Source organism: Bdellovibrio sp. HCB-162, from assembly GCF_047344985.1.
GTDB lineage: Bacteria > Bdellovibrionota > Bdellovibrionia > Bdellovibrionales > Bdellovibrionaceae > Bdellovibrio.
This window is the reverse complement of sequence record NZ_CP178861.1, coordinates 11,751-37,448: the sequence shown is the minus strand read 5'-3', so window position 1 is coordinate 37,448 and position 25,698 is coordinate 11,751. Positions and strand designations below refer to the sequence as shown.

Here is a 25,698-nt window from a genome sequence, read left to right as displayed (position 1 = left end):
AGGGAGGTACAGTCAAGGTTCAAATCATTGTTCTCTAAAACTACTCACTAAAACTTGACGCGGCTTGCTGCCGTTGGCTGGGCCGACAACACCTTCTTTTTCAAAAATTTCTATCAAACGCGCGGCGCGCGGATAGCCGAGTCTAAATTTTCTTTGAATCAAAGACGCAGAGATTTCTTTTTGTTCCGAAGCCCACGATAAAATTTCATCGTAGCGTTCGTCATACTCCTCGTCACCAAATCCAGAACCACCACCAGAATCACCAGCTTCAGCACCATCGCCACCTGCAAATCCATCCAGAGCACGCATCGCGAGTGGATCATACTCAGGCTCTGCTTGAGCTGCCCAGTGTTTCACAACGTTTCCGATTTCTTTATCTGACAAATAAGGTCCGTGATGACGAGTTGGTTTTCCCACGCCCGGAGCCTGGAAGAGCATATCTCCATTCGGAAGAAGACGTTCTGCACCTGAATCATCAATGATGATACGCGAATCCATTTTCGAAGCGACTTTCAAAGCCACACGACCTGGAATATTTGTTTTAATCAAACCCGTCACAACGTCTTTACGCGGAGACTGCGTTGCCACAATCAAATGAATACCGCAGGCACGCGCTTTTTGTGTCAGACGCTGAATTGGTTCTTCGATGTTTTGTTTTTCAACGATCATCAAATCAGCCAACTCGTCGACAACGATCACGATGAAAGGAAGCGGTTGGAAGTAGTATTGTTCTAACTTCGCTTTTCCTTCTTCCAACTCCTGATTCACTTTTTCGTGTTCTTCAACTTCCGCTTTCGAAAGGGCACCCGTTTTTTCATTGAAGGCTTCAATTTTACCAACGCCAAACTTCGACAAAGACTTATAGCGTTTTTCCATTTCACGAACAGCCCACTTTAAAGCTGTCGCTGCTTTCTTAGGTTCTGTCACGTGTGGAAGAACCAGGTGAGGCACCGTCGAAAACGGAGCTAAGTCGACCATCTTTGGATCGATCAACACAAGTCTTAAAGTTTTAGGAGAGTGACGGAAAAGAAGTCCAGTAATGATCGAACCAACAAACACCGACTTACCAGAACCCGTTGTACCTGCGATCAATAAATGCGGCATCTTACGAAGATCAACAACTTTAGGTTCGCCGTCCACCGCACGACCCACGGCCATCGGAAGAGCAAGATCTTCACTCCAGAATGTGTCTTCGGCGATCAGGTCTTTATAATAAACCGTTTCACGCTTTAAGTTTGCGGTCTCGATACCAACAACATCTGTTCCTGGAATGTGACCGACAACGCGCACGGATTCAGAAGACAGTGCGAGGGAAAGATCGTCTTCAAGTTCCGAGATCTTGCTGATTTTAACGTCGGCGTTGGGTTTAAATTCATACATCGTAACCAGTGGACCTGGTTTCGCGTCTTGAATTTGTCCTTCAATAGAGAAGTTTTTAAGTTTCTCAACCAACGAATCCGCTTTTCTTTGAATCTCAGCCTTATCAATTTTAATACGCGACGCTGGAGGATCTTCTAACAATGCCAATTTCGGCATATCCCAATTTTCAATACGACGCGGAGGTTTTGCCTTCATCACGACTTTACGTTTTTGCGCAAGCTTCACGGCCGGAACTTCTTCTTCGTCCTCTTCCTCTTCAGATTCGTCATCAGCCTCATCCGCGGCCAGGGCCGCGTCTAAGTCGTCTTCCTCGTCCTTTTCTTCCTCTTCGTCTTTACCTACAAATTTTTTGTCAGAAAGAGGGAAGACCGTTTTAGGCTTTTCTTCTTTTACTTTCAAAGCTTTTGGTTTTTTTGTGTCTTTCACAAACATGCCGGCAAAGAACGCAGCAATTTTATCGCCGACTTTTTTCTTTTTAAGCATCGCCAAAAATCCGCGCGGAGCTTCAGTGAGTTCCTGCAAAGATTTTTCAAAGTAAAACACAACAAGCACAGCCATCAGTGACAACAAGATCACTTGCACGCCGATCGAGTTAAACGCGCGAATCAACGCTTGAGAAACTCCCAAACCTAAAAGACCGCCCAAATAAATTTGCTCGTGGAAAATCTTCGTATTTGGCAAATACAGGGACAGAAGAGCCGCGATATTTACGATTAATAACAGCGCCCACACGAAGCGAATATTTTTTAAATTGAGGGATTCTCCCTTAAAGCTCGCATAGGCCATTTTAAGGCAGCTTCCGACGACAACCCAGGCCGCCAAGCCAAAGAATTGATAAAGCATATCGGCTAGAAAACTCCCCACAATGCCACAATAATTTGAAGCTTTGAGGCCTTGTCCGATAGAATTCATGGAAGGGTCATAGGGATTGTAGCTTACCAGTGCGAGGGCGAGGAAAAGCCCTATGCCTAAAAAGCTAATAGCGATAACGTCCTGACGAAACTTTTTGAGGAATTGGTTCATTTAAAAAATTTACGAAATTCCGCTGAGTTAGTCATGCTTATGAAGCGTTCCTTGACTTAGGACCTGTGAGGGAGCACACATCAATCACTCTATATGCTTAAAATAAATGAGATTTTCTATAGTATCCAAGGCGAAACGACTTATGTGGGGAATCCCACGGTTTTCGTGCGTCTAACGGCCTGCAATCTGCGCTGCACTTACTGCGACACAAAATACTCTTACTATGAAGGCGAAATGCAGGCCCTTGAAAATATTTTGCAAGAAGTCGCCAAACACAAAGCTCCTTATGTTTGCGTCACAGGTGGTGAACCTCTTTTACAAAAAGAAGTTCACACGTTGATGAACACTTTGTGTGATCAAGGTTACAAAGTTTCTTTAGAAACAAGTGGATCAAAAAGTGTGGAACACGTTGATCCGCGCGTAAAAATTATTTTGGATGTGAAAACTCCTGACAGTGGTGCCGCAAATTCTTTTCTCATGGAGAACATCGGCTTTTCCACTCCCAGCACGGAATACAAGTTTGTGATCTGTTCTGAAAAAGACTTTGAATGGTCCGAAGAATTCTGTCGTCAACATAATTTATTTGAAAAATTTGTGGTTTTATACAGCCCATCATACGGCCAAGTGTCTGAACGCTGGTTGGCAGAAAAAATTTTGCAAAAAAATTCATCTGCAAGGTTGCAATTGCAACTGCATAAGTATATTTGGTCTTCCGAAACACGCGGAGTATAGGTCTACTTCAAAAAGCGGTTTGATAAGTACCATGTGAAAAATTAAATCATTGGTATTTATGAAACCGCTTTGTTAGTAGAGCCTCCAAAACATTAAGCTGACAATTTAGGGAGTTCCATGACGCCGAACCTAAACAGTTCTGATAATCTTTTTGTCGCCAACCTTCAGTCTGTAAGCTTGGAGAAGCTTGTAAAGAGCAAACTAGAAGTTCTCTTTGCACAACAAAAAGAAGCGCAAGTTGAGTTGAATGGTCTATATAACGTCGTTATTGAACAAGTAGAAAAACCTCTTTTAGAGCTAGCTTTGCGCGCCTATAACGGCAATCAAGTGAAAACGGCGCAAATGCTTGGCATCAATCGCAACACTCTTAAGAAGAAAATTGACAACTACAAGATTCGCGTAAAGAAATTGAACTAAGACTTCATTTAGAAGTTACTTCAGCGGGCCACCATTTGAACCACCATCTCTGTCATAGGCCCGCAATTTTTTTTGATATTTGATTAATTTCGTTACTCTAGAGGGGTTCAATGAGTACGCGAATTCCACCTCAAAATCTTGAGGCCGAACAGTCCATTCTGGGCGGTCTGATGCTGGATAGAGAAGCACTCGATCAAGTGGGCGATATGCTCATGGCCGATGATTTCTATAAACCAGCTCATCAAAAGATTTATAACGCCATTAAAGAGCTTCACAGCAAAAGCCAACCGATTGATATCATCACGGTGACCAACGTTCTTCAGGGCGAAGGCTCCATGGATGTTGTCGGCGGACCTGAGTATCTTATCAGTCTTCTTGATAAAACGATTTCTGCTGCGAACATCACGACGCACGCAAAAATCGTGAAAGACAAAGCGACTTTGCGTCGTTTGATCGCCATCAATAGCCAGTTGATCGAAAAAGCTTACGACCAAGATTTCGTCGACGTTGAGTCTTTCGTGGATCAAGCGGAAAGTGCGATCTTTAAAATCGGCGAAAATAAAACAGCGACAGGTCTTGTGGGCTCAATGGAAATCGTTAAGGCTTCCATCCAAAAGATTGAAGAGCTTTATAAAAACAAAGCCGAAATCACAGGTCTTGCGACAGGCTTTAAAAAACTTGATGAGATGACGGCCGGTCTTCACCCAGGTGAGATGACGATCATCGCCGCTCGTCCATCGATGGGTAAAACAGCGTTCTCTCTAAACATCTGCCAACACGTCGCACTTCGTTTGAAGAAGACAGTCGCCTACTTCTCTCTTGAGATGGGTAAAGAGTCGATGATGATGCGTATGCTTTCTGCGGAATCCAAAGTGAGCATGAGCGAAATCCGTAACGGTCGCATTCAAGATTCGGCATGGCCGAAATTGATCAATGCAGCCAGTGCACTGAGTGAAGCGTCTATCTTCATTGATGACACTCCAGGTGTTTCGCCGTTTGAGATTCGCTCTCGTGCGCGTCGTCTGAAAGCTGAACACGGTCTTGATCTCATCATGATCGACTACTTGCAGCTCATGAGTATGAAACAGAAAATGAGTTCCCGTGAGCAAGAGGTTGCGGAGATTTCTAAATCTTTGAAGGCCATTGCCAAGGAGTTGCAAATCCCTGTCATTGCTCTGGCGCAGCTCAACCGTGGTGTTGAGGGTCGTACAGAGAAGAAACCAATGCTTTCAGATCTGCGTGAGTCGGGATCGATCGAGCAAGATGCCGACGTTATCATGATGCTTTATCGTGATGACTACTACGACAAAGAAAATCCAGACAAACAAGGTCACGCGGAAGTGATCGTGGGTAAACAGCGTAACGGTGCTACGGGACCAGTGAAAATGCGCTTCGATGCTCAGTACAATAGATTCCGTGATGCCGATCCGGAGCCATCAGGACCGAGTCAAATTATGCCTCCTCCTCAGGCCCCACCTCCAATGCCTGGCGGCAGACCTAAAAACTTTGCACCTGGCGCTCCAGTTTAAGATAATGGGCTTCTATGAAGCCCTTACTTTATTTGTTCAAACGTAAAAAAGCTCAAAACTTTCAACCTGTGGTTTTAGTCACAGGCTGTTCCTCAGGTATTGGTTTAGCTCTCGCAAAACTTTTGTATGAACACACAGAGTACCGTGTTGTCGTGACCGCTCGTGAAAAGAGCCTTGATAAAGTTCGCAATTATTTTTTAGATAACGAACGCTTCATCGTTCGTCCTTTGGATGTCACTTCTGAAGCCGATCGCATTCGTCTTTATAATGAAATCAAAAAAATTTGGGGTGGTGTCGATATTCTTATCAACAATGCCGGCGTTTCTTATCGCTCCGTCGTTGAACATATGACTGAAAAAGATGAAGAGCTGCAAATGGCGACGAATTATTTCGGTCCCATGGGAATGATTCGTCTAGCCCTACCACACATGCGCGATACCGGCCGTGGAAAGATCATCAATATCTCTTCAGTGAGCGGAATGCTTGCGATGCCGACAATGGCTTCTTATTCCGCATCGAAATATGCTCTGGAAGGCGCGAGCGAAGCGTTGTGGTATGAGACTCGTCCCTTCGGTGTGACAATCACACTTGTTCAGCCTGGTTTCATTCACAGCAATTCTTTTAGAAACGTTTATCACACGGAACTATCTGATCCGACTCGCAACTGGAGCGGACCCTATAGTGATTTTTATAAGAACATGACTCCGTTTGTGGAGCGCATGATGAATCTTTCGCTCACAACGCCAGAAAAGATCGCCAAACAAGTTGTGAAAGTGATGAAGAAAGAAAATCCGCCTCTATGGCACCCGGCAACTTTAGATGCGGTGTTGTTCTATTATTTCCGACGCCTGCTTCCGCGCAGAGTTCTTTTGCCGATCCTTTATTGGCTTCTTCCTAACGCTAAAAACTGGTCGAAGGATTACTCTCACCGCCGCCGCTAAAAGGGGACCTGGACCTTAGACTTGATTGCGGGTTTAGGGTTGAGTTCCTTTTAACCTCTTGATGGACTGGGGATGTCTTAAAAAGCGAGACCCTTGTTAAGCATGGAGGCTGATCATGGGAGAGACTTTAGCAAAGACAGTGATCGCGGCAACTGGACTGCCCCAGGATCCTGTTGAAAGAGAATTTAACGCCTTACTTGAGAAGTACGGAAAAAGCCCTGAGACGCTCACCATTGATGAGCTTCGCGAGGTCATGGCTGAATACCTTCAAATCGTTTTTCTTGAAATGCAGACCGAAATGAGCGCTTAAGTGCGACAATAAAAAAAGGGCCCTTCACAAGGACCCTTTCTTCGTTTTGAATTTTCAGTTTCTACTATTTTGCAGAAAGCTTTTTCAAACCGTCTTGCACGAATTGAGATTCAGATTTTACTTTTGTGTAAACGCTCACTAGAGAGCAATCGTCTTTTCCGTCTTTACCAGCACCGCGGCTAGTAACACCCCAAACATATTGAGTGCCATTCACTTCAAGGAACGCAGGTCCACCAGAGTCACCGTGGCAAGCACCTTTACCTTTAGTTTGATCAAGAAGGATTTCGTGTTTACCGAATTCTTCAACAACTTCTACGTCTACTTTACGAAGACGGTCGTCAGATTTTGTATTCACGCCATCTGTTTCGATCAAACCGTAACCAGCCAAAGTTACTTTTGTACCTGGCTTCAACAATGTTTCGTCATCAAGGAATTTAGCTACAGTGTAACCAGGAGCCATTGCGCCTGCGAATTTGATCAACGCAAGGTCATGAGCGTCTTCGCCTTCAGAACCTGTTTTGCCGTAATCAGTGTGGATCACAGAATCAACAACAAGGCGGATGTCCGCGCGACCCATTTTTCTTAGATCTGTGTTGAAGATAACATAAAGAACTACTTCTTTGTATTCAGCGCCCACTTCAGGAACGCAGTGACCTGCAGTCAAAACTACGTTCTCAGTCAAAAGAGAACCTGTGCAGATGAATTGACCTTCTTGACCATCCGCTGTCTTTACAGACGCTACGATCGCTACAGTGGATTTTGCGATTGGATCTTTAGCATCAACAGTCACACCGCCAATGATAGATGAGCTGTCAGCACCAAGATTTACCGCATTTTGCTTAGCAGGCGAACAAGCAACAAGAGATCCCAAAAGTCCCGCTGCCACCGCTGCTTTAAAAAGAATATTAAGTTTCATAGCGCCCCTCCAAGGTGCAGTTCTTAAACACCCAAAATGGAACCAGGGCAATACAAATTTTCAAATATTTAATATAACAAAAGCTTATAGATCGAATTTAATTTCATTTAAGATTTTGCAGTGGAGTGCGAAGGACATCGAAAAAGAAAAGGGACTCTTTGCAGAGTCCCTTTTGAGAATTTTTCTCTTAATAATGTTAGAGCTCAGTCCAGCTTCCGCGCCAGCGGCGCTTCAGCCTCCTGCGACTCCCGTCGCCTTAAGCGCGCTCTACAGAGATTTGGATTTTTGCTTCCATACCTTCTGCGTAGCGAACTACTGCTTTGTGCTGACCCAAAACCTTGATTGGCTCTTCAAGGTGAATATCACGACGGTCTACAGAGTGACCCATCTTTTGCAATTCTTTAGAGATATCTGTTGTAGTAACAGTACCGAAAAGTTTGTCAGTTTCACCTGCAGCCAACTTGAATGTCACAGTTGTGCCATTGATTTTGTTCAAAAGCTCTTGGCGCTCTGCCAATGCTTTTTTCTTTTTAGTTTCAGCAACGCGCTTCAAGTGTTCGTATTCTTTTACGCGTTTTTCAGTAGCCTCAGCCGCTAGTTTGCGTGGGAACAAGAAGTTTCTCGCGAAACCTTCAGAAACGTTCACCAACTCACCAACACGACCTACATCTTTAACATCTTTTTGAAGAATAACTTTCATGTGATCTCCATTTCAGTTGTTCTCAGCTGGCTTATTCATCCTGCGGATGCGCCCTCTGAAATCAACCCAGTAATCGATCAAACCAACGACACTTAAAATAAGCAGCATTTGGCCGACCAAGATTATGTACGTCAAAACTCGAGTGAACACACCGGCTCTTATCGAATTCAGAAATACCTCCAACACTGCCAGCCCTTGAAAGAAATAGAGAACGATACAAACGTTCACAATATTTACTGCCAGGATGGCCGTGGCCTTACCGCCAAAACTCACCATTGTTAGAAGGAAGGCAGTCATCGCAACCCAAATCACGTAATCTGGAACACGATATTCTAACAACTTGAGCTGAGAGGCAATTTTCTCACGGGGCAAATTGAGCCATGAAAAAACCCTTCTCTCAAAAATCAATCCCACACCTAACGTCACAATAAGAACTATGACGACGGCTGATGGAACTTGCTGTACCAAAATCGCCGGATCCAGTTTCACAGTCGGATTCATTGTCTGAACTTGCTGTGCAAATTTCTCCGCCAAACCTTGGACTTCAGCGTACGTGTTGATTCCGTTTTTCTTAAACGCTCCAAAAAGTCCAAGGCCTGTAGCCAAAGAACCTGCGGCGACGCTCAAAAGTCCCGAAATCCACCACCCAAGTCCTCTTTGCTCCATCTCCATGTAAGCCCCTAAAGTCATCCAAACAGAGCCTAAGAAAAGTGCCAGAGGTTGTGCGTTCAGGAGCCACGCTGCTCCTGTTACCAACAGTCCCAAAATCCAAAAGGCGAGGGGACCGTAGGCTTTACGTAATACACGAAGAAGAGGCGCTCCCAGAACAACAGTCATCATCGACAACAAAATCGAGAGAGATGAAATTGTGATGAATTTCTGCGTAGTCGCGGTCTTCTTCATGGCTTACGCTCTTAATTATTCGCCTTTATCAAAACGCTCAGAACGCTCTGCTTTCGCAGCGGCAAAAGCGGCTTTACGAGCAGCCATTTTTGCTTCACGTTCTTTTTCACGAGCAGCAGATTCAGAAAGACCTTTTTTGAAGCCTTCCATGAATTTTGCCAAAGAAACACGCTCGTCAAGACGAGTGTGCATGAAGCGAAGAACTTTGTCGTTGATGCGCATAGTACGCTCAAGCTCAGCAATCGCTTGCGTGTCTGCTTCAAACGTAGAGTGGAAGTAGATCGCTTTTTTCAATTTACCAATTGGAGTTGCAAGAGTTCTTTTGCCCCAAGTTTCCAAAGAGTTGATAGAACCTTTGTAAGATTCAATTGTCGCTTTGTTCTTTTTGAACAACTCTTTTTGATCTTCAAGAGTTGCATCTGGGTGCATAAGAACCACAACTTCGTATGGCTTCTTTGCAGTCGTTTTAGATAGTTCCATTGACTATATCCTTTCGGTTAAAGCCCCCACCATAGTGAGCGGGAGCAAGGATGACTTTTAAAATGTTTAACGGGTTTAGCACGCCTTAGGCCCAAGCACAAGGATTAGGCATTTGAATCCCTAAGAAACCAGTCCTAGAATGTGTAAATGGTCACATTTATTGAGATAGTGGACGGTCCCAACGAAGGTTCTCGCTTCAAAGTTGAAGAGGGGATTACCATTGGCCGCACCAAGGCTGACATCATTATTAAAGACCCCAAGGTTTCAAGCACCCATGCTCAGTTCGCATTAGATGGCAAAGGGCAGTTTGTTTTGCAGGATTTGGACTCTTCCAACGGGATCCACATTGCAGGCCGCCGTGTAAAAAAAGTCGCGTTATTATCAGGGGTTATCTTTGAGGTCGGACGCACTCAGTTTAAAGTCGTGACCGTTGAAGAAGAACTCGCAATCGACTTTAGCCGCCTTATAACTTGGCGCAGCATTCTCAAAGACAAGCTGCAGGCATTGGAAAATCCCAAGATCAAAAAGCCCGCGGTTTTGCAAAGCTTTAGCCCCTCCTTAAAGCTCACATTCATCCAAGGTATTCAGACGGATGAGGAAATTATTTTAGGCTATGGCCCGCGCCGAGCCGGTGCTGACTCGTTAGATATCGAGCTTTTAGATGAGGAAGCCCCGAAAGAGGCCTTCGAACTTCACCCAGGTCCAGGCATGGTGCAAATTAAAATTAAAGCTCCTGGACGAGTGACTCTTAACAATAAGTCCATAGATGCCGAAATGCTTAAAGATGGCGACTTGATTTCTTTGGGAAATACCCTGATTAAAGTCACCTACTTGTAAGAAGGACAGCATGGAGATCACACCAAAAGAGACGGGCACCTTTGAAAGCTTCGACGGCACTCCGATTTACTACGAAGTGCGCGGCGAAGGTGAGCCTTTGATTTTGGTTTACGGTATCGCCTGCATCATGAATCACTGGCACCATCAGGTCGAATATTTTTCCAAGCACTACAAAGTCATCACGTTTGATCTGCGCGGACATCAACGCAGCAATCCTGTTGTTGATATGAGCCAGCTAACGATGGAGGCTCTGGCAAAAGATGTCGTGCTTCTTGCGAAACATTTGAAAATTAAAAAAGCACATTTTGCAGGTCACAGTTTCGGGGCGCCGATCATTTTAAAAATCTACGACAACCATCCCGAACTTTTTCACTCGATGATTTTCATCAACGGCTTTGCTCGCAATCCGATCAAAGGCATGTTCGGTCTTGATGTTGTTGAGCCGTTTTTTTATTTCGTTAAAGGCCAATATCAAAGCCAACCCAATATGTGGAACACTCTGTGGAAAATGGCTGTTGATAATCCGATGGCCGTGTACCTTGCAGCCCTTGCGGGAGGATTTAATCTTCGCGTGACTCACATCAAAGACATCGAAGTCTATATGCGAGGTGTGGCGCGACTGAATTTGCAAGTGTTTTTAACATTGTTTGAAGTTTTGATGGAGTATAACGGCGAGTCCGTGCTTGAAAAAATCCGCGTGCCTGCGCTGATTATTTCTGGCGAAAAAGACATGGTGACGCCGATTCGCTTTCAATATCACTTTAAAGAAGCCATCAAACATTCCGAATTTGTGCTTGTGCCGTATGGCTCTCATTGCACCCAACTTGATTTTCCTGACTACACGAATTTAAAAATTGAAAAATTCTTAGAGGATGTCAGAAATGGAAAAGTATAAGGACTTTTTAAGAAAAGTTCCTAGCTTTGACGATTTTCTGCATATTTCTGACGACAAAAATTTTCTCACGGTTCCCGAAGATTGGGGATTGATTCTCACAGACATCAAAGGTTCCACGAAAGCCGTGCAGTCAGGTCGCTACCGCGAAGTGAATATGGTGGGAGCTGCTTGCATCACAGCTCTTCTAAATGAATTTAATGTGCGCGAGTTGCCATTTGTTTTTGGCGGTGATGGCGCGACACTTTTAGTTCCACCTGAATTTAAAATTCAAGCGTCTGTGGCGCTAAAGAGCGTGCAGGCCTGGTCGAAAAAAGAATTTGATCTGGAACTGCGTAGTTTTATTTTTGATCTTAAAGAAGTTTACGACGAGGGACATAGGCTGCTTTTAGGAAAGTATCAGCTTTCTCAAGGAAACGTGATTTATCAGTTTCGCGGTGGCGCCTTAAGACGGGCCGAAGAGAAAATGAAAAAGGGCCTTGGTGGTCTTGCGATTGAAGCTTCTGAGAGCGAGATCGCACCAAAATTACAGGGCCTGACATGTCGTTGGGAGCCACTTTCCACTCAAAAAGGAACGATACTGACGATCCTTGTAAGTGCCGCTGGCAATGAAGAAAAGTCATTTGATATTTATCACCGCGTATTGGCGGGCCTTCGCGAAATTTTAGGTGGCAATTTTAAAATCGCGTGTCCCACAAATCCAGGCAGCATGAAAATCAAATGGCCGCCAAAGACTTTGGTGATAGAGGCAAAATCTCGTCCTGGAAAATTTATTTCCGAGTTTTTCGGAGCGGCCGTGGATTCGTTAATCGCGTTTATCATGATTCGTTTTAATGTGTCAGCGGGAGGCTTTGATCCCCGCAAATACAAATCAGAAATCATTTCAAACTCGGACTTTCAAAAGTACGACGACCTTTTGCGAATGGTTTTAGATTGTTCTTCCAAGCAAGCTCAAGAAATCGAAAGCCTTTTAAAATCTTTTGAAGAGCGGGGAGAGATTGTCTTTGGCACGCACCGCTCGCCACAGGCTCTCATGACGTGCCTCGTGTTTTCCGCAACTCAGAATCAGCATTTGCATTTCATTGATGGCGCACAAGGCGGGTATACGCTGGCTGCTGTGGATCTCAAAAAGAAAAAGGCCACCTAGTTTCCTGGTGGCCTTTTTAAAGCACTTAGTTAATTTTTAAATTATCTCCAAGCGGCTTTTGTGATGTCGAAACCGTAGCGGTTTACAGAGTCATCAGAAGTGAACACGATTTTCACATACTCACCGTCAACTGGAGTAGAGAAAGAATCATCGTTTTTACCGCTGATAGTTGCTACTTTTTTGCCGTTCGCATCGTAAAGGTCTACTTTATCGTAATCTCTTTCAGTATCGAATTTAGAGAAATACAATGCGATTTGTTTCGCACCTGGAACACGCACTTCGTACGTTTCGTTTGATTTCTCTTTGTATGGATGAGCTGAAGAAACGTTTACGTTCACTGTTTGCCAGTTGATTGGATCATTTGGATCTGGAGCTGGCAAAGTGTTCGTCAACATTGCATAAGCATCAACCAAACCACCGCGTGCTTTACCACGAAGACCTGCAATTGGTCTTGAAGTCGCGATGATTCTTTCTTTCATTTCTACGTTCGTCAAATTTGGTTCATTCGAAGCCAAAAGAACCGCCATGCCAGACACGTGAGGTGTCGCCATAGAAGTTCCTGACCATGAATCATAACCGCCACCCGTGATGGATGAATAGATATTCACACCCGGAGCGCCTACGTGAACTTTTGTTTTACCGTAGTTCGAGAAAGAAGCGATTTGGCCTCTGTTATCGATCGCTGCCACTGACAATACGTTTGGTACGTCGTAAGTTGCAGGATAAGTAGGGTTCGCATCGTTGTTGTTTGATTCGTTACCCGCTGCTGCTACGAACAAAGCGCCGGCTGCATTAGATCTTTCGATTGCTTGTTTCAAAGTTTCAGAGTAGCCGCCGCCACCCCAAGAGTTCGACATGATTTTCGCACCCATTTTAGTTGCGTAGTCGATACCTTTCAAAGCGCCGTCAAGAGAACCTGAACCGCTCGCAGAAAGGAATTTAACTCCCATGATACGAACATTCCACGCTACACCCACGATACCTTTACCATCGTTACCAGTCGCACCGATAGTACCAGAGCAGTGTGAACCGTGACCGTGGTCATCCAAAGGATTTCCAGTTGGTTTGTTAGCATCTACAAAGTTAGCTCCGTGAATATCATCAACGATACCATTCCCATCGTCGTCAACACCTGGTTTGCCGTTAAGTTCCGCTTCATTCACCCAAAGATTGTCTTTCAAATCTGGATGATTGTAGTCAACACCAGTATCGATAACAGCCACGATCACATCTTTAGAACCAGTCGTGATATCCCATGCTTTTTCCGCACCGATATCCACGCCCGCAATACCTTGACGGCGTTGAGAGTCTGCTTGTCCTGTGTTGATCATGCCCCACAATTGACCCAACATTGGATCATTTGGAGTTTTGTTGATTCTGTAGATGAAGTTTGGTTCTACGATATCAACAAGTGGATTTTCAGAAAGAGATTTTACGACGTTGGATTGAATCTCAAACACCGGTCTTTTGATCACAACGATATTTTGACCAGGAATAGTGTCCTTGATGTAGGAGCCCAGTTGTTGGCTCAAGATGTTGATGTTTGATTTTGCAGAAACAGAATCTTTGAGTTTAACAATGTATTCGCCTGGAACTGATTCAGGTGCTGCTGCGAATGCATGAACTCCTGCTAGTAGCAAACCGACCATGGTTGCCTTGGAGGCTCTTCCGATAAGCCTTTTCATAAAAAACTCCTTCACTGGGTGATTTCAAACGTGCCAGTTCCAAAATGGTACCAATGTGAAGGTGAGCTGGTTATCAATATTCAGAAATTAAAATAGAAAGCTTCGATTTTTAGCTTAAGGTCCGGGCAATTCAATACGTTTGTCGAGAAAAAAGCAGGGCTTTCTCCTAGTTCGCAGGACTAAGAAACAGCTTTTTTCCCCGACGAAGGTGTGGGTTTCTCCTCTGAAAAATCAAAACTGAGCTGCTGCGGAGACGTGAGTTTAACAACTCGTTGTGGGTTCTCAGCGATTTCTTTTTTCTCTGACGGAGTTGTCACGTTCACTCCTGTCGAAGCTTTGATGAGATGTTTGATAAAGGCTTCTTTCACACTGTCAGGTGCGTTTTTGTTGAAGCCCAATTCTTCCATTAAGTTGCCAATCTTCTTCATAAGCCAATCCTTGGTCTAGTTTCGGAAGTTTGTTGTATGAGCTTTAGAAGAAAATCAAAGGTGGGGTGAGCTAAAGATGTCTCTCAATGAGACAGACCCATGGTGCAAAGTTTAAAGGTTAATCGTCGATCGAATTATTCAGATAAATTTTTGCCGCAGCGACGCATCTGTTTGAAATAACAAGACATCGCAAGGACAAAAAAAGAGGAGTCTTGGCGACTCCTCTTTCACTCATTTCCAATTTCGAATTTCTACTATCCTGCGCCGCCATCTTTGTGCTTAGGACGTTTCGTCGCATTCGCTACAAAGAACTCGCGGTTCATGCGAGAGATGTTTGTAAGTTGGATTTCCTTAGGACAAGCTGCCTCACACGCACCCGTTGTTGTGCAAGATCCGAAACCTTCTGCATCCATCGCTGCAACCATGCGAAGAGCGCGGTCTTTTCTTTCCACTTGACCTTGCGGAAGCAAAGCCATGTGAGAGATTTTTGCAGACGTGAAAAGTGCTGCAGAAGCATTTTTACAAGCTGCCACGCAAGCGCCACAACCGATGCAAGTCGCTGAAGACATCGCTTCATCCGCATCCGCTTTAGGAACAAGCACAGAGTTCGCATCAACAGCGTTTCCTGTATTTGCAGAAATGTATCCACCCGCAGAAATGATACGGTCGAATGCAGATCTATCCACCATCAAATCTTTAATCACAGGGAATGAAGTCGCGCGGAATGGTTCGATTGTTAAAATCGCACCGTCCGTGAAATTTCTCATGTGCAACTGGCACACCGTTGTTGATTTCATGGGACCGTGAGCTTCGCCATCGATCACAAAACCACAAGCTCCACAGATACCTTCGCGGCAGTCATGGTCAAATGCGATCGGCTCGTCACCTTTACCGACAAGCTCTTCGTTCACAGCATCGAGCATTTCCAAGAAAGACGCGTCTTCAGAGACGTTCTTTGCTTGCAACTCAACAAATCCGCCCTGATCTTTCGGGCCTTTTTGTCTCCACACTTTCAAAGTCAAATTGATATGTTTACCAGCCATTTTACGCCTCTTATTTGTAACTACGAGTTGCTAGGTGTACGTTTTCAAAAACAAGTTCTTCTTTGTGGCGGACTTCTGGTTTGTTTTCACCAGTGTATTCCCAAGCAGCCACGTGACAGAAGTTCGCATCGTCACGTTTTGCTTCGCCGTCCACTTGGAATTCTTCACGATAGTGACCACCGCAAGACTCTTGACGTTCCAAAGCATCACGGCACATCAACTCACCAAGCTCCAAGAAGTCAGCAACACGTCCGGCTTTTTCAAGCTCGACGTTAAGGTAATTCGCATCACCAGGGATGCGAAGATTTTGCCAGAATTCTTCACGAAGTTTTGGAATCTCTTGCAGAGCTTTTTTAAGACCTGCTTCGTTACGACCCATTCCACAGTATTCCCACATGATGTGACCAAGCTCTTTATGGAAGCTGTCCACTGTGCGGTTACCTTTAATGCCCATAAGTTTAGAGATTTCTTTTTTCACTCCGTCTTCAGCCGCTTTAAATGCATCGTTTGAAGTCGAAACTTTTTCAAGCTTCGTTCCACCAAGGTAGTTACCCAAAGTGTACGGAAGTACGAAGTAACCATCTGCCAAACCTTGCATCAATGCCGAAGCACCAAGACGGTTGGCACCGTGGTCAGAGAAGTTGGCTTCACCGGCAACGAACAATCCTGGAATTGTTGATTCCAAGTTGTAGTCCACCCACAAGCCACCCATTGTGTAGTGAGGAGCAGGGTAGATCATCATCGGCTGTTTGTAAGGATTTTGACCTGTGATTTTTTCGTACATTTCAAACAAGTTTCCGTATCTCTCAGAAATCTTGTCTTCACCAAGACGTTTGATCGCGTCTGCGAAATCCAAATAAACCGCTTTACCAGTTTCATTCACGCCACGGCCTTCATCACAACGATATTTCGCCTGACGAGAAGCCACGTCACGAGGAGCCAAGTTACCAAATGAAGGGTACACGCGCTCCAAGTAGTAATCGCGTTCGTTTTCTGGGATTTCATTTGGATGACGTTTGTCACCCACAGCTTTAGGAACCCACACGCGACCGTCGTTACGAAGAGACTCAGACATCAAAGTCAATTTTGACTGATTTTCTCCGTGAACAGGGATGCACGTCGGATGGATTTGCGTGTAGCAAGGGTTTGCGAAGTAAGCGCCACGTTTGTGAGCTTTCCAAGCTGCCGTCACCGCACAGTTCATCGCATTTGTAGAAAGGAAGAACACGTTAGAGTAACCACCAGAGGCGATCACAACAGCGTCTGCTTCGTGAGACTCAATTTCACCCGTGAGCAAGTTACGAACGATGATACCGCGAGCTTTTCCGTCGATGATCACAAGATCCAACATCTCACGACGGTACCGAAGTTCCACGTTTCCAGCATCCACTTGTCTCATCATTTCAGAGTAAGCACCTAAAAGGAGCTGCTGGCCTGTTTGACCGCGAGCATAGAATGTACGAGAAACTTGCGCTCCACCGAATGAACGATTCGCCAAAGTTCCTCCGTATTCACGAGCGAAGGGAACACCTTGAGCGACCATTTGGTCGATGATGTTCGCAGAAACCTCCGCCAAACGATATACGTTGGCTTCACGCGCGCGGAAGTCACCGCCTTTTACAGTGTCATAGAAAAGACGGTAAGTAGAGTCGCCGTCGTTTTGGTAGTTCTTCGCTGCATTGATACCACCTTGTGCCGCCACGGAGTGCGCGCGACGAGGAGATTCGTGAATGCAAAACGCTTTTACTTTGTAGCCAAGCTCACCCAAAGAGGCTGCTGCAGAAGCGCCGGCAAGACCTGTTCCCACAACGATGATCGAGTGTTTTCTCTTATTCGCAGGGTTGACAAGTTTGTAGTCGAATTTTGACTTGGTCCATTTAGATTCAATCGGGCCACTAGGAATTTTGCTATCTAATTTATTAGCCATTTTCAGTGCTCCTTAGTGTGCAATAAGAAAAAGGTAAAGAGGTTGAGCGATAAAACCAAGTGCCACAACAAATGCGTAAGCGTAGCTTAGTTTTTTCCACGTATTGCGGTAAGTGCCTTCCATCAAACCCAGAGATTGGAATGTAGAGCCCACACCGTGACTTAAGTGGAAGCCAAGAAGAATCAAGGCAACCACATACCACGCAACGTAACCAGGGCTTTGGAAAACTTCTTCCATCAAGCGAGCCAGGTCACGCATCACAACTCCATTCACAGTCGTTTCGTAGTGAGTGCCGTACTTGAAAGTGATCAAGTGAAGAATCACAAAGACAAGAATCAAAGAACCTTGAACCGCCATTGTGCGAGAGGCGAGAGTCGCTTTCTTTTTTCCACTTGCTGCAACTGCGTATTTAGAACCTTTGGAAGCTCTGTTGGCAGCTGTCAAAGAGAACGCCGTGTACACGTGAACAATCAGTGCCAGAACCAAAACAGTTTCTGCGACGTAAATGATGTTACCGCTTGTAATCGCGTGCCCGTAAGCATTGTAAGCATCGTGGCTGACGAAAATTAATAGATTACCGGCCATATGTGCGAGAACAAATCCCGCCCAAATTAAACCAGTGATTCCCATTAAGTATTTTTTCCCGACGGTGGAACCGAGAAATCCAGACATGGTGTTGAACCCCTTGTTTTGTTGCTATGTATTTTCTCAATAAGTTTACAATTAACTTAACTCCGAGGCCTTCGGATTGTCTATGACACCCGTCATGTTTCGCAACACGTTAAATATGGAATTTAGTTTTGCCTTTCCTGGACTTGCGATAGAACAAAACCTCTAAAAAAACGGGGTAAAAACATGAAGATTTTTGTGTGTATCAAGCAGGTGCCCGACACCGAAACAAAGATTAAAATCACTCCCGACCAAAACGGAATCGACACGGCGGGAATTAAATGGGTTTTGAACCCTTATGACGAATACGCAGTTGAAGAAGCCGTGAAACTTCGCGACGCCAACCCAGGTTCTCAAGTGTGGGTTTTGAGCGTTGGACCAAAGGCGCGTGTTGTTGAATCTCTCCGCACGGCTTTGGCGATGGGATCTGATGAGGCGATCGTAGTAAATGCTGAAAATTTGGACAACTACTCCACAGCAAAAGCTTTGGCTGAAGTGATCAAAGCTGAAGGCGGCGCCAAAGTTATCTTCTCCGGAAAATTGGCGATCGACGACAATGCGTCTTCAGTGAGCCAAATGCTTGCTGAGTTCTTAAACGTTCCTCACACGACTGTGGTTTCTAAATTTGCATTCAACGGCGAAAACGTTGTTGTTGAGCGCGATGTTGAAGGCGGAGCTAAAGAAGTTGTGCAAATGATGACTCCCGCAGTTGTCGCTGCCAACAAGGGCTTGAACATGCCTCGTTACGCAAGTCTTCCTGGTATCATGAAAGCGAAAAAGAAAGTGATCAAAGAAATCGAATTTGCTTCTTTGAACATTCCTGCTTCAGATATCAAAGTTAAATACACTAATTTCGCTCTTCCTGCTGAAAAGCCTGCGGTAAAAATCATTGCCGGCGATGCTTCTGCACAAGCGGCAGAGTTGGTTAAACTTCTTCGCGACGAAGCGAAAGTTTTGTAAGGAGTACGAAATGGGTAAAGTCTTAGTTTTTGCTGAACAAACAAACGGAAAACTTAAACGCAGCTCGATCGAACTTCTTCAAGCGGCTGCAAAATCTGGAAACACGGTTGCGGCTGTGGTTTTCGGATCTCATGCAGGTGATGTGACAGCAGCAGCGGGTCACAACGGTGCTAACGAAGTTCATGTTGTGAAAGACGCTTCTTTGGATTCATACAATCCAGAGCTTTTCACGGCCAACATCGCAGCGGTCATCGAAAAAGTTCAACCTTCCATCATTCTTGCTTCTGCGTCTTCAACAGGTAAAGACTTGTTTCCTCGCGTAGCAGCTCGTTTGGGTGCAGGTGTGGCTTCTGATTGCACAGAGCTTAATATCTCTGGCGACTCAGTGACAGCGACAAAACCAATGTATTCTGGAAAATGCTTCGCTAAAGCGAATTTCGAAAACACAAATTTGAAAATCGTTTTGATGCGCGCAAATCAACTTCCAGTTGCGGCGGCGGACACCTCTAAATCTGCAAACGTTGTTGAACAAGCGATTGTAAAACCAGATCTTAAAACGTTGATCAAAGAAATCGTTAAAGGCACAAGCGAGAAGCTTGATTTAACAGAAGCAAACATCATCGTTTCTGGCGGCCGTGGCTTGAAAGAAGCTGCGAACTTCAAAATGTTGAATGACTTGGCTGACGTTCTTGGTGCAACTGTAGGTGCTTCACGTGCGGTTGTTGATGCAGGCTGGGTTGGTCACGGTATGCAAGTCGGACAAACTGGTAAAACAGTGGCTCCTTCTTTGTACATCGCAGTTGGTATCTCTGGCGCGATTCAACACTTGGCGGGTATGAGCGGCTCTAAAGTGATCGTTGCTATCAACAACGATCCAAACGCTCCAATCTTCCAAAAAGCGACATACGGTATTGTTGGTGACGCTTTTGAAATCGTTCCGAAATTGACAGAAGAGTTCAAAAAAGCTCTTCACCACTAATCGTGTTTAGAAAGTATATTCTTCCGATTATTGTTTTCGTTTTTTACCGAACCCTCTCATGGACATGGAGGGTTCGGGTCATCGAACCTGATTCTCTTCATAACTCCTTAGAACATAAAAAAGCGGTCGTACTCGCTCACTGGCATGGTGATGAACTCGCACTTCTTTCGATCGTGAAGCGCTATCGAATCGCCACGATTGCATCACAATCCAAAGATGGTGAGTTGATGGCAAAAGTTTTGAAATGGTTGGGCGCAAAAACCAGTCGCGGGTCTTCCACGCGCGGTGGAGTTCAGGCACTCAAAGGTCTTTTGCGTTTAGTAAAAGACGGGGGAAATTGCAGCTTTGCGGTTGATGGGCCCAAGGGGCCGTTACACAAAGTGAAGCCCGGCGTGTTCGAACTTTCGCGCATGATTTCGGGCCCAATTTATGCGGCCGGAGTTGCCTGTGATCGTGCGATTCATTTTCCAAAATCTTGGAACAAAACTTTTCTTCCGAAACCTTTTGCGAAGGTGATCATTTATTGGGTGGGACCACTTGCTCCGGTGTCTCGAGATGCAGATCCAAGAAACCCAGACCTTGCTCTAGAGTTAGAAGCTCTTTTACACCACGCAAGACAGCAAGCTCTTAAATTCATTGCGGATAATGATGCCTAGTGCTAGCGTTTTTAGGTGACGTGTATTCAACTTTTTAAAGGGACTTTTAAAGTATGAAACTTATTATCAGCATCTTGTTGCTCATCTCTGCAAACTCATACGCTCAAAAAGCCACAGATGTGGTCGCTCAGGTAGGCAAAAAAACAATCACCGTTGAAGAATTCAATAAGAAATACAACGAAGTGAAATCTCAAACGATCAACCCTCCAACAAAAGAACAATTCTTGGAAGATTTGGTTCGTTACGAAGTCGGTTTGCAAGAAGCTGAAAAGCGCGGCCTTCAAAAAGATCCTATCGTTTTAGATCGCTTCAACCAGGAGATGTACAAAGCCCTTCTTGAAAAAGATATCGGCCCACGCATCCAAAAAATCCAAGTTTCTGATAAAGAAATGCAAGAGTGGTACGCTAAGAATCCGGAACTTCGCACAAGCCATATCTTGATTGAGTTCAAACCAGGCGCAACTCCAGCACAAATCGCTGAAGCTAAAAAACGTGCGACTGAAATCTTTGAAGAAGTTAAGAAAAGTAAAAGACCGTTTGAAGAGCTTGTTAAATTGTATTCTGACGACGCTCTTTCAAAACAAGCTGGTGGCGACATCGGCTGGCAATCACGTGTAACACTTGTGCCTGGATACTATGATGCGATCGTGAACATGAAAGTCGGTGAAATCAAGGGGCTCATCGAATCTCAGTTCGGCTTCCACATCATCAAGCTGACAGGTCGTAGAAGCTTTGAGAACGCAAACAAGCGTCAAATCAGAGCCGCTGTTTTCGATGAAAAAAGAAAACAGATCTTCAACGAATACTTCGATAAGTTGAAGAAGTCTTACCCAATTAAAGAAAATAAGAGCGCCCTTTAATTAAGGAACTTGTTTTATGAAATTTCTAAAGAGCCCCGTCACTGCGGGGCTTTTTGTTTTTATGAGTCTCGCTTTGGCGGGTTGTCCATCCAGTTACCAAAAGCTTTCAACGAAGCCCGTTGAAAAGGTGAACGACCATGTTTTGACATCAAAACAGTTTGCCAATCAACTTGCGCGAAGACTTCGTAACTTCGATGCGCTTGCGGCGAAAGATCCCAACAATATTCATCGTATTAAAGAAGAGATTCTGCGCGATTTTCTGGTGAAAAGTTTAACTCTGGATTGGGCAAGGGCTCAAAGCATTGTGATCTCTGAAACAATGCTTGATAAAGAAGTCGATAAATTGCGCGCGAACTATCCCGACGATCTTTCTTTCCGTCGTGCTTTGGCACTCGAAAATTTATCATTTTCCGAGTGGCGCGAGGAACTTCGTTATTCTTTGGTAGAAAAAGAAGTTTTTAAGAAATTAAACGAAAAAGTAAAAGCTCCGGGCGACGAAGAAATCAAACGCTATTACGAGGATCACAAAGACCGTTATAAACGCAAAGAGCGTATTTATATTCGTCAAATTGTCGTAGATGAAGACGCCAAGGCGGATGCAATTAAAGCCGATTTAAAAACCGGTGACTTCGCAGAGCTTGCCAGAAAATTTTCAATCACACCCGAAGCCAAAACGGGAGGTGTCGTAGGATGGATTGAAAAAGGATCCGTCGATTACTTTGATCCCCTTTTTAGCGCCGGAGCGGGCCTTCAGACTGTTAAAAGTCCTTTTGGTGTGCACTTAATCCGTGTCGAGAAAAAAGCACCGGCGACGACTCTGCCGCTTGAAGAAGTTAAATCACAAATCGTTCGTGCCCTAAAAGCGCAACGCGAGCAGGCAGAATACGTGGCTTGGCTTGATGCCCAGCTCAGAAGTAGTAAAGTCCTAAAGGACTACGAATTACTGAATACGATTAAAGTAGATACGCGAGGACCCAATGATTAATATTCTCTTTTCTTTGCTAGTCGCTGTTCCTAGCCACGCTGAGGTTGTGGAAAAAACTGTGGCTATCGTAAATACCGAGTTGGTTCTTGAATCTGATTTTAAAGAACTTGAAAAACGTATTGGCAAGCAAGGTCTTATCGATGACTCACTTCTTTTCGATAAACCCGTAACGAGCCTTAAAGGCAATCGCAAAGCACAGCTTGATTATTTGATTAATGAAAAATTGATCGAAGCCGAAGTCAAAAGACTTAACCTCACAGTTACAAACGACCGCGTTGAATCTGAACTTAAAGACATGGCAAAAAGAAACAACGTGAGCGAAGCAGAACTTGCAAACATCATCAAAGGCCAAGGTGTTTCTTTTGAAGAATACAAAGTCTTCTTAAAAAGCAGCATTGAAAAACGTTCTTTGATGGATTCAGAAATCATTTCAAAACTTCGCATCTCTGACGAAGACGCTTTGAATGAATATCTAAAAACAAATCCGAACAATCGTCCTTCTATTGACGAGTTTAGCGTGTCGCATATTTTCTTTAGCCCTAAAAAGGGTGGGGCTGAGGCCGCTTTGAAGCGCGCTGAAACCGTCATGGGTAAACTTCGCAGCGGTGAAAATTTTGAAACTCTCGCTCAGCAGTTCAGTGAAGATCCAAATTTCTCTTCTGGCGGAAGCCTTGGAACATTTAAGTCCGGCGAGTTTTTGCCAGAGATTGAAGAAGCGATTTCCAATTTGAAAGTCGGCGAAACAACTCCGATTGTGAAATCTCGTATGGGTTATCACATCGTAAAGCTGACTGGAAAAAAACTGACGACGGATCCAAAGTTTGAACGCGCGAAAGAAGCTATCAAAGCAAGACTTCTTGAAGCGAGTTTCAAACGCCAGCTTAAAACTTGGTTGCAAAACAAACGCGACGAATCTTTCGTTCGTATCAATGAGTAAACTGCGAATTGCTCTTACAACAGGTGATGTTGATGGTATTGGCTTTGAGGTCACCGCCAAAGCCCTTCATCACCTAGGTCCGCAAAAAAATGTTCAATTTATTTTGTGGCGCGTGGACGGGGCTGACTCTCGCTACCTTAAACTCATCGATAAAAAATGGACACGCATCACGGTTGATTCTCTTGAAGAGGCTCTTAAGATTGAGGGCCCTTACTTAATCGACATCGCTTCTGATCTTTCACCCGCTGAATGGGTTGAGATCAGTGCGAAGGCTTGCTTGCAAAAAAAGATCGACGGTATTGCTACGGCTCCTCTGTCAAAAACAAGCATCAAAGAAGCGGGCTTTAAAGATCTTGGTCACACCGATATTTTGAAACGTCTTTCAAAAGTAAAACATGTGAATATGGGTTTTGTTGGTGAAAAATTTAATGTCGTTCTTGCCACGGCTCATGTACCTATTTCTAAAATTTCAAAGAGTTTAAATTTTACAGTTCTTGCAGAGGCTTTAAAAAACGCCGACGGGCTTCGTAAAAAGCTTCCGCCTGCGCAAAGCAAAAAACCGATTGGTGTTTTAGGATTAAATCCTCACGCCGGCGAAAAAGGTTTGATCGGTAACGAAGAACTTCTTTTGTTTCCTCAGCTTCTTAATTTTGCGAAAGAAAATAAGATTCCCATGGAGGGGCCTCTGGTTCCGGATGCGGCCTTCTTTGAATCTAATTGGAAGCGCTATTCGGTTTATTTGACTCTTTATCACGATCAGGGACTGATTCCATTTAAGATGATTCACGGGCAGGATAGTGGTGTGCATATCAGCCTTGGAATTCCTTTCGTCCGCACCAGTGTAGATCATGGGACCGCGAAGGATATTTTTGGTAAAAATATCGCAAATCCACATTCGATGATTGATTCCATTCGCTGGGCGATAAAATTAGCTCGACTCTAGAGCGCTAAAATTATATCTAAATATTTGAAATAATTGAGGTGATTTATGTTTCAACCTGTCATTTTTAGAGAGTACGATATCCGCGGCGTTTACAACGGCCAATTCGACGACCACTTTGCTTATCTCTTGGGTCGCGCATTTATCGTTTACATGAAAGACAATGCAGGCGTGACGAATCCAACAATCGCTTTGGGTCACGACGCTCGCGAAAGTTCTCCAGCTATCATCAGAAATCTTGCTAAAGGGATGATGGAATCCGGAGCAAAAGTAATTCACTTGGGCCTTGTGACAACTCCCGTTTGCTACTTCTCAACATTTGAGTTGAAAGGTGTCAACGGCGCGATCCAAGTAACGGGTTCGCACAATCCACCAGAGTACAACGGATTTAAAATCTCAGTAGGCAAAGGCACGATCTTCGGTGCTGAAATTCAAAAGCTTCGTGAGATCATTCAAAAAGGTCAGTTCATCGATGGCAAAGGCTCTGAAGAGAGCTTTGATATCAAGCCAATGTACTACGAGCGCTACAAAAAGGAGTTCGGTACAATCAAAGATACAAAAGTTGTTTTGGATTGTGGAAATGGCGCTGGTGGCTCTGTGGTGCGCGGTCTTTTCAATGCTGTGGGATTAAATCCAACAATTCTTTTTGAAGAACCAGATGGCAGATTCCCGAATCATCATCCAGATCCAACTGTTGAAGAAAACTTAGTGGATCTTAAAGCACAAGTTCTTAAAGAGGGTGCTGTTTGCGGTATTGGCTTTGACGGCGATGCAGATCGTATCGGTGTTGTCGATCACACAGGTCGCATGGTTTATGGTGACGAGTTGATGGTTGTTATTTCTCGCGCGATTCTTGAGACACAAAAAGAGGCTAAGATCATCGGCGATGTGAAATGTTCTGATCGTTTATACCAAGACGTTGCAAAACACGGTGGCCAACCGATTATGTGGAAAACAGGTCACTCTTTGGTGAAGGAAAAAATCAAAGTAGAAAAAGCTCCGTTCGGTGGAGAAATGTCAGGACACGTGTTCTTCGCAGATCGCAACTACGGTTACGACGATGCTCCTTACGCAGCTCTTCGTTTGGTAGAAATCTTGGCAAAAACAGGAAAGACAATTCCACAATTGTTGGAAGGCCTTCCTCCAGCATTTAACACTCCTGAAATCCGCATTGACACAACAGAAGAGAAAAAAGTTTTGATCGTAGAAAAAATGATTGAGGCTTTCCCAGGCGGCCCAGGTGCAGATTACAAAGTAGACTTCACTGACGGCATTCGTTTGAGTTTCGCAGACGGGTGGGCTCTTTGCCGTTCTTCAAACACACAACCCGTTGTCGTTGTACGCTACGAATCTTCATCCCAAGCAGGTCTCGATAAGATCCGCAGCCGCGTTGAAGCTGTCGTAAATAAATATCTTTAATTA

Annotated in this window: 26 protein-coding genes; 16 read left to right on the top strand and 10 right to left on the bottom strand. The window is 44.6% G+C overall.

Annotated elements, in window-relative coordinates:
• Positions 1-24: 24 nt before the first annotated feature.
• A complete protein-coding gene (locus ACLSSO_RS00180) occupies positions 25-2,403 on the bottom strand; it encodes a DNA translocase FtsK (RefSeq protein ID WP_413943731.1) in 2,379 nt (792 codons plus the stop codon).
• Positions 2,404-2,496: 93 nt separating this feature from the next.
• Between ACLSSO_RS00180 and ACLSSO_RS00175 the strand changes: the two genes are divergently transcribed.
• The 5 genes from ACLSSO_RS00175 (at position 2,497) to ACLSSO_RS00155 (ending at position 6,332) form a co-directional block, all read left to right on the top strand.
• Positions 2,497-3,135: a radical SAM protein gene (locus tag ACLSSO_RS00175; RefSeq protein ID WP_413943730.1), complete on the top strand. Its 639-nt coding sequence runs from the start codon at positions 2,497-2,499 to the stop codon at positions 3,133-3,135.
• Between the two features lie 117 nt (positions 3,136-3,252).
• Positions 3,253-3,552, top strand: a complete 300-nt coding sequence (locus ACLSSO_RS00170; protein WP_061834327.1) for a helix-turn-helix domain-containing protein — start codon at positions 3,253-3,255, stop codon at positions 3,550-3,552.
• A gap of 110 nt (positions 3,553-3,662) precedes the next feature.
• Positions 3,663-5,081: a replicative DNA helicase gene (gene dnaB, locus ACLSSO_RS00165; protein WP_340589655.1), complete on the top strand. Its 1,419-nt coding sequence runs from the start codon at positions 3,663-3,665 to the stop codon at positions 5,079-5,081.
• Between the two features lie 14 nt (positions 5,082-5,095).
• Positions 5,096-6,022, top strand: a complete 927-nt coding sequence (locus tag ACLSSO_RS00160; protein WP_295906031.1) for an SDR family oxidoreductase — start codon at positions 5,096-5,098, stop codon at positions 6,020-6,022.
• Between the two features lie 115 nt (positions 6,023-6,137).
• Positions 6,138-6,332, top strand: a complete 195-nt coding sequence (locus ACLSSO_RS00155; RefSeq protein WP_295906030.1) for a hypothetical protein — start codon at positions 6,138-6,140, stop codon at positions 6,330-6,332.
• A 64-nt stretch (positions 6,333-6,396) separates the two neighbouring features.
• Here the strand turns inward: ACLSSO_RS00155 and ACLSSO_RS00150 are convergent, their stop codons facing one another.
• The 4 genes from ACLSSO_RS00150 to rpsF all read right to left on the bottom strand — a co-directional run bounded on the left by ACLSSO_RS00150 (position 6,397) and on the right by rpsF (position 9,331).
• Positions 6,397-7,248 (bottom strand): S1 family peptidase, encoded by an 852-nt coding sequence (locus tag ACLSSO_RS00150; protein ID WP_413943729.1) that lies wholly within the window; start codon positions 7,246-7,248, stop codon positions 6,397-6,399.
• A gap of 256 nt (positions 7,249-7,504) precedes the next feature.
• Positions 7,505-7,948 (bottom strand): 50S ribosomal protein L9, encoded by a 444-nt coding sequence (rplI, locus tag ACLSSO_RS00145; protein ID WP_413943728.1) that lies wholly within the window; start codon positions 7,946-7,948, stop codon positions 7,505-7,507.
• A gap of 12 nt (positions 7,949-7,960) precedes the next feature.
• Complete coding sequence (locus tag ACLSSO_RS00140; RefSeq protein WP_413943727.1) at positions 7,961-8,851, bottom strand: DUF2232 domain-containing protein; 891 nt, start codon at positions 8,849-8,851, stop codon at positions 7,961-7,963.
• Positions 8,852-8,866: 15 nt separating this feature from the next.
• Positions 8,867-9,331, bottom strand: coding sequence for a 30S ribosomal protein S6 (gene rpsF / locus ACLSSO_RS00135; protein ID WP_413943726.1), 465 nt, complete (start codon positions 9,329-9,331; stop codon positions 8,867-8,869).
• A 147-nt stretch (positions 9,332-9,478) separates the two neighbouring features.
• On the opposite strand from rpsF, the gene ACLSSO_RS00130 reads away from it, so the two are divergent.
• From ACLSSO_RS00130 to ACLSSO_RS00120, 3 genes are read left to right on the top strand one after another with little or no spacing between them, the layout of a single operon-like run.
• The gene (locus tag ACLSSO_RS00130) at positions 9,479-10,168 is read left to right on the top strand and encodes an FHA domain-containing protein (protein WP_413943725.1); all 690 of its coding nucleotides are present in this window, start codon (positions 9,479-9,481) and stop codon (positions 10,166-10,168) included.
• A gap of 10 nt (positions 10,169-10,178) precedes the next feature.
• On the top strand, positions 10,179-11,063 hold the full coding sequence (locus ACLSSO_RS00125; RefSeq protein ID WP_340589643.1) for an alpha/beta hydrolase: 885 nt from the start codon (positions 10,179-10,181) through the stop codon (positions 11,061-11,063).
• A complete protein-coding gene (locus ACLSSO_RS00120; protein WP_413943724.1) occupies positions 11,050-12,207 on the top strand; it encodes a DUF3095 domain-containing protein in 1,158 nt (385 codons plus the stop codon). Before ACLSSO_RS00125 ends, ACLSSO_RS00120 begins: the two co-directional genes overlap by 14 nt.
• Positions 12,208-12,248: 41 nt before the next feature.
• Here the strand turns inward: ACLSSO_RS00120 and ACLSSO_RS00115 are convergent, their stop codons facing one another.
• The 5 genes from ACLSSO_RS00115 to ACLSSO_RS00095 all read right to left on the bottom strand — a co-directional run bounded on the left by ACLSSO_RS00115 (position 12,249) and on the right by ACLSSO_RS00095 (position 17,962).
• On the bottom strand, positions 12,249-13,892 hold the full coding sequence (locus tag ACLSSO_RS00115) for a S8 family serine peptidase (protein WP_413943723.1): 1,644 nt from the start codon (positions 13,890-13,892) through the stop codon (positions 12,249-12,251).
• Positions 13,893-14,071: 179 nt separating this feature from the next.
• Positions 14,072-14,320 carry a hypothetical protein gene (locus ACLSSO_RS00110; protein WP_413943722.1) on the bottom strand — a complete coding sequence of 83 codons (249 nt, stop codon included), beginning with the start codon at positions 14,318-14,320 and terminating at the stop codon, positions 14,072-14,074.
• A gap of 254 nt (positions 14,321-14,574) precedes the next feature.
• Positions 14,575-15,363: a succinate dehydrogenase/fumarate reductase iron-sulfur subunit gene (locus ACLSSO_RS00105; protein WP_413943721.1), complete on the bottom strand. Its 789-nt coding sequence runs from the start codon at positions 15,361-15,363 to the stop codon at positions 14,575-14,577.
• Positions 15,364-15,373: 10 nt separating this feature from the next.
• A complete protein-coding gene (locus ACLSSO_RS00100) occupies positions 15,374-17,290 on the bottom strand; it encodes a fumarate reductase/succinate dehydrogenase flavoprotein subunit (RefSeq protein WP_413943720.1) in 1,917 nt (638 codons plus the stop codon).
• 12 nt (positions 17,291-17,302) lie between these two features.
• The gene (locus ACLSSO_RS00095; RefSeq protein ID WP_413943719.1) at positions 17,303-17,962 is read right to left on the bottom strand and encodes a succinate dehydrogenase cytochrome b subunit; all 660 of its coding nucleotides are present in this window, start codon (positions 17,960-17,962) and stop codon (positions 17,303-17,305) included.
• Positions 17,963-18,145: 183 nt separating this feature from the next.
• On the opposite strand from ACLSSO_RS00095, the gene ACLSSO_RS00090 reads away from it, so the two are divergent.
• From ACLSSO_RS00090 to ACLSSO_RS00055, 8 genes are read left to right on the top strand one after another with little or no spacing between them, the layout of a single operon-like run.
• Positions 18,146-18,919 carry an electron transfer flavoprotein subunit beta/FixA family protein gene (locus ACLSSO_RS00090; RefSeq protein WP_295904243.1) on the top strand — a complete coding sequence of 258 codons (774 nt, stop codon included), beginning with the start codon at positions 18,146-18,148 and terminating at the stop codon, positions 18,917-18,919.
• Positions 18,920-18,929: 10 nt separating this feature from the next.
• The gene (locus tag ACLSSO_RS00085; RefSeq protein ID WP_295904245.1) at positions 18,930-19,898 is read left to right on the top strand and encodes an electron transfer flavoprotein subunit alpha/FixB family protein; all 969 of its coding nucleotides are present in this window, start codon (positions 18,930-18,932) and stop codon (positions 19,896-19,898) included.
• A 2-nt stretch (positions 19,899-19,900) separates the two neighbouring features.
• Positions 19,901-20,554, top strand: a complete 654-nt coding sequence (locus ACLSSO_RS00080) for a lysophospholipid acyltransferase family protein (protein WP_295904246.1) — start codon at positions 19,901-19,903, stop codon at positions 20,552-20,554.
• Positions 20,555-20,607: 53 nt separating this feature from the next.
• On the top strand, positions 20,608-21,414 hold the full coding sequence (locus ACLSSO_RS00075) for a peptidylprolyl isomerase (RefSeq protein ID WP_413943718.1): 807 nt from the start codon (positions 20,608-20,610) through the stop codon (positions 21,412-21,414).
• Between the two features lie 16 nt (positions 21,415-21,430).
• The gene (locus ACLSSO_RS00070; protein ID WP_413943717.1) at positions 21,431-22,399 is read left to right on the top strand and encodes a peptidyl-prolyl cis-trans isomerase; all 969 of its coding nucleotides are present in this window, start codon (positions 21,431-21,433) and stop codon (positions 22,397-22,399) included.
• Positions 22,392-23,336 carry a peptidylprolyl isomerase gene (locus tag ACLSSO_RS00065; RefSeq protein WP_295904251.1) on the top strand — a complete coding sequence of 315 codons (945 nt, stop codon included), beginning with the start codon at positions 22,392-22,394 and terminating at the stop codon, positions 23,334-23,336. The genes ACLSSO_RS00070 and ACLSSO_RS00065 overlap by 8 nt, the downstream gene beginning before the upstream one ends.
• Positions 23,257-24,279, top strand: coding sequence for a 4-hydroxythreonine-4-phosphate dehydrogenase PdxA (locus ACLSSO_RS00060; RefSeq protein WP_413943716.1), 1,023 nt, complete (start codon positions 23,257-23,259; stop codon positions 24,277-24,279). Before ACLSSO_RS00065 ends, ACLSSO_RS00060 begins: the two co-directional genes overlap by 80 nt.
• 45 nt (positions 24,280-24,324) lie before the next feature.
• On the top strand, positions 24,325-25,695 hold the full coding sequence (locus tag ACLSSO_RS00055) for a phosphomannomutase/phosphoglucomutase (protein WP_413943715.1): 1,371 nt from the start codon (positions 24,325-24,327) through the stop codon (positions 25,693-25,695).
• Positions 25,696-25,698 lie beyond the last annotated feature (3 nt).

Excerpts from the sequence above, each read along its gene's own strand:
- ACLSSO_RS00180 (WP_413943731.1), bottom strand. The coding sequence starts at position 2,403 with ATGAACCAATTCCTCAAAAAGTTTCGTCAGGACGTTATCGCTATTAGC.
- ACLSSO_RS00175 (WP_413943730.1), top strand. The coding sequence starts at position 2,497 with ATGCTTAAAATAAATGAGATTTTCTATAGTATCCAAGGCGAAACGACT.
- ACLSSO_RS00170 (WP_061834327.1), top strand. The coding sequence starts at position 3,253 with ATGACGCCGAACCTAAACAGTTCTGATAATCTTTTTGTCGCCAACCTT.
- dnaB (WP_340589655.1), top strand. The coding sequence starts at position 3,663 with ATGAGTACGCGAATTCCACCTCAAAATCTTGAGGCCGAACAGTCCATT.
- ACLSSO_RS00160 (WP_295906031.1), top strand. The coding sequence starts at position 5,096 with ATGAAGCCCTTACTTTATTTGTTCAAACGTAAAAAAGCTCAAAACTTT.
- ACLSSO_RS00155 (WP_295906030.1), top strand. The coding sequence starts at position 6,138 with ATGGGAGAGACTTTAGCAAAGACAGTGATCGCGGCAACTGGACTGCCC.
- ACLSSO_RS00150 (WP_413943729.1), bottom strand. The coding sequence starts at position 7,248 with ATGAAACTTAATATTCTTTTTAAAGCAGCGGTGGCAGCGGGACTTTTG.
- rplI (WP_413943728.1), bottom strand. The coding sequence starts at position 7,948 with ATGAAAGTTATTCTTCAAAAAGATGTTAAAGATGTAGGTCGTGTTGGT.
- ACLSSO_RS00140 (WP_413943727.1), bottom strand. The coding sequence starts at position 8,851 with ATGAAGAAGACCGCGACTACGCAGAAATTCATCACAATTTCATCTCTC.
- rpsF (WP_413943726.1), bottom strand. The coding sequence starts at position 9,331 with ATGGAACTATCTAAAACGACTGCAAAGAAGCCATACGAAGTTGTGGTT.
- ACLSSO_RS00130 (WP_413943725.1), top strand. The coding sequence starts at position 9,479 with ATGGTCACATTTATTGAGATAGTGGACGGTCCCAACGAAGGTTCTCGC.
- ACLSSO_RS00125 (WP_340589643.1), top strand. The coding sequence starts at position 10,179 with ATGGAGATCACACCAAAAGAGACGGGCACCTTTGAAAGCTTCGACGGC.
- ACLSSO_RS00120 (WP_413943724.1), top strand. The coding sequence starts at position 11,050 with ATGGAAAAGTATAAGGACTTTTTAAGAAAAGTTCCTAGCTTTGACGAT.
- ACLSSO_RS00115 (WP_413943723.1), bottom strand. The coding sequence starts at position 13,892 with ATGAAAAGGCTTATCGGAAGAGCCTCCAAGGCAACCATGGTCGGTTTG.
- ACLSSO_RS00110 (WP_413943722.1), bottom strand. The coding sequence starts at position 14,320 with ATGAAGAAGATTGGCAACTTAATGGAAGAATTGGGCTTCAACAAAAAC.
- ACLSSO_RS00105 (WP_413943721.1), bottom strand. The coding sequence starts at position 15,363 with ATGGCTGGTAAACATATCAATTTGACTTTGAAAGTGTGGAGACAAAAA.
- ACLSSO_RS00100 (WP_413943720.1), bottom strand. The coding sequence starts at position 17,290 with ATGGCTAATAAATTAGATAGCAAAATTCCTAGTGGCCCGATTGAATCT.
- ACLSSO_RS00095 (WP_413943719.1), bottom strand. The coding sequence starts at position 17,962 with ATGTCTGGATTTCTCGGTTCCACCGTCGGGAAAAAATACTTAATGGGA.
- ACLSSO_RS00090 (WP_295904243.1), top strand. The coding sequence starts at position 18,146 with ATGAAGATTTTTGTGTGTATCAAGCAGGTGCCCGACACCGAAACAAAG.
- ACLSSO_RS00085 (WP_295904245.1), top strand. The coding sequence starts at position 18,930 with ATGGGTAAAGTCTTAGTTTTTGCTGAACAAACAAACGGAAAACTTAAA.
- ACLSSO_RS00075 (WP_413943718.1), top strand. The coding sequence starts at position 20,608 with ATGAAACTTATTATCAGCATCTTGTTGCTCATCTCTGCAAACTCATAC.
- ACLSSO_RS00070 (WP_413943717.1), top strand. The coding sequence starts at position 21,431 with ATGAAATTTCTAAAGAGCCCCGTCACTGCGGGGCTTTTTGTTTTTATG.
- ACLSSO_RS00065 (WP_295904251.1), top strand. The coding sequence starts at position 22,392 with ATGATTAATATTCTCTTTTCTTTGCTAGTCGCTGTTCCTAGCCACGCT.
- ACLSSO_RS00055 (WP_413943715.1), top strand. The coding sequence starts at position 24,325 with ATGTTTCAACCTGTCATTTTTAGAGAGTACGATATCCGCGGCGTTTAC.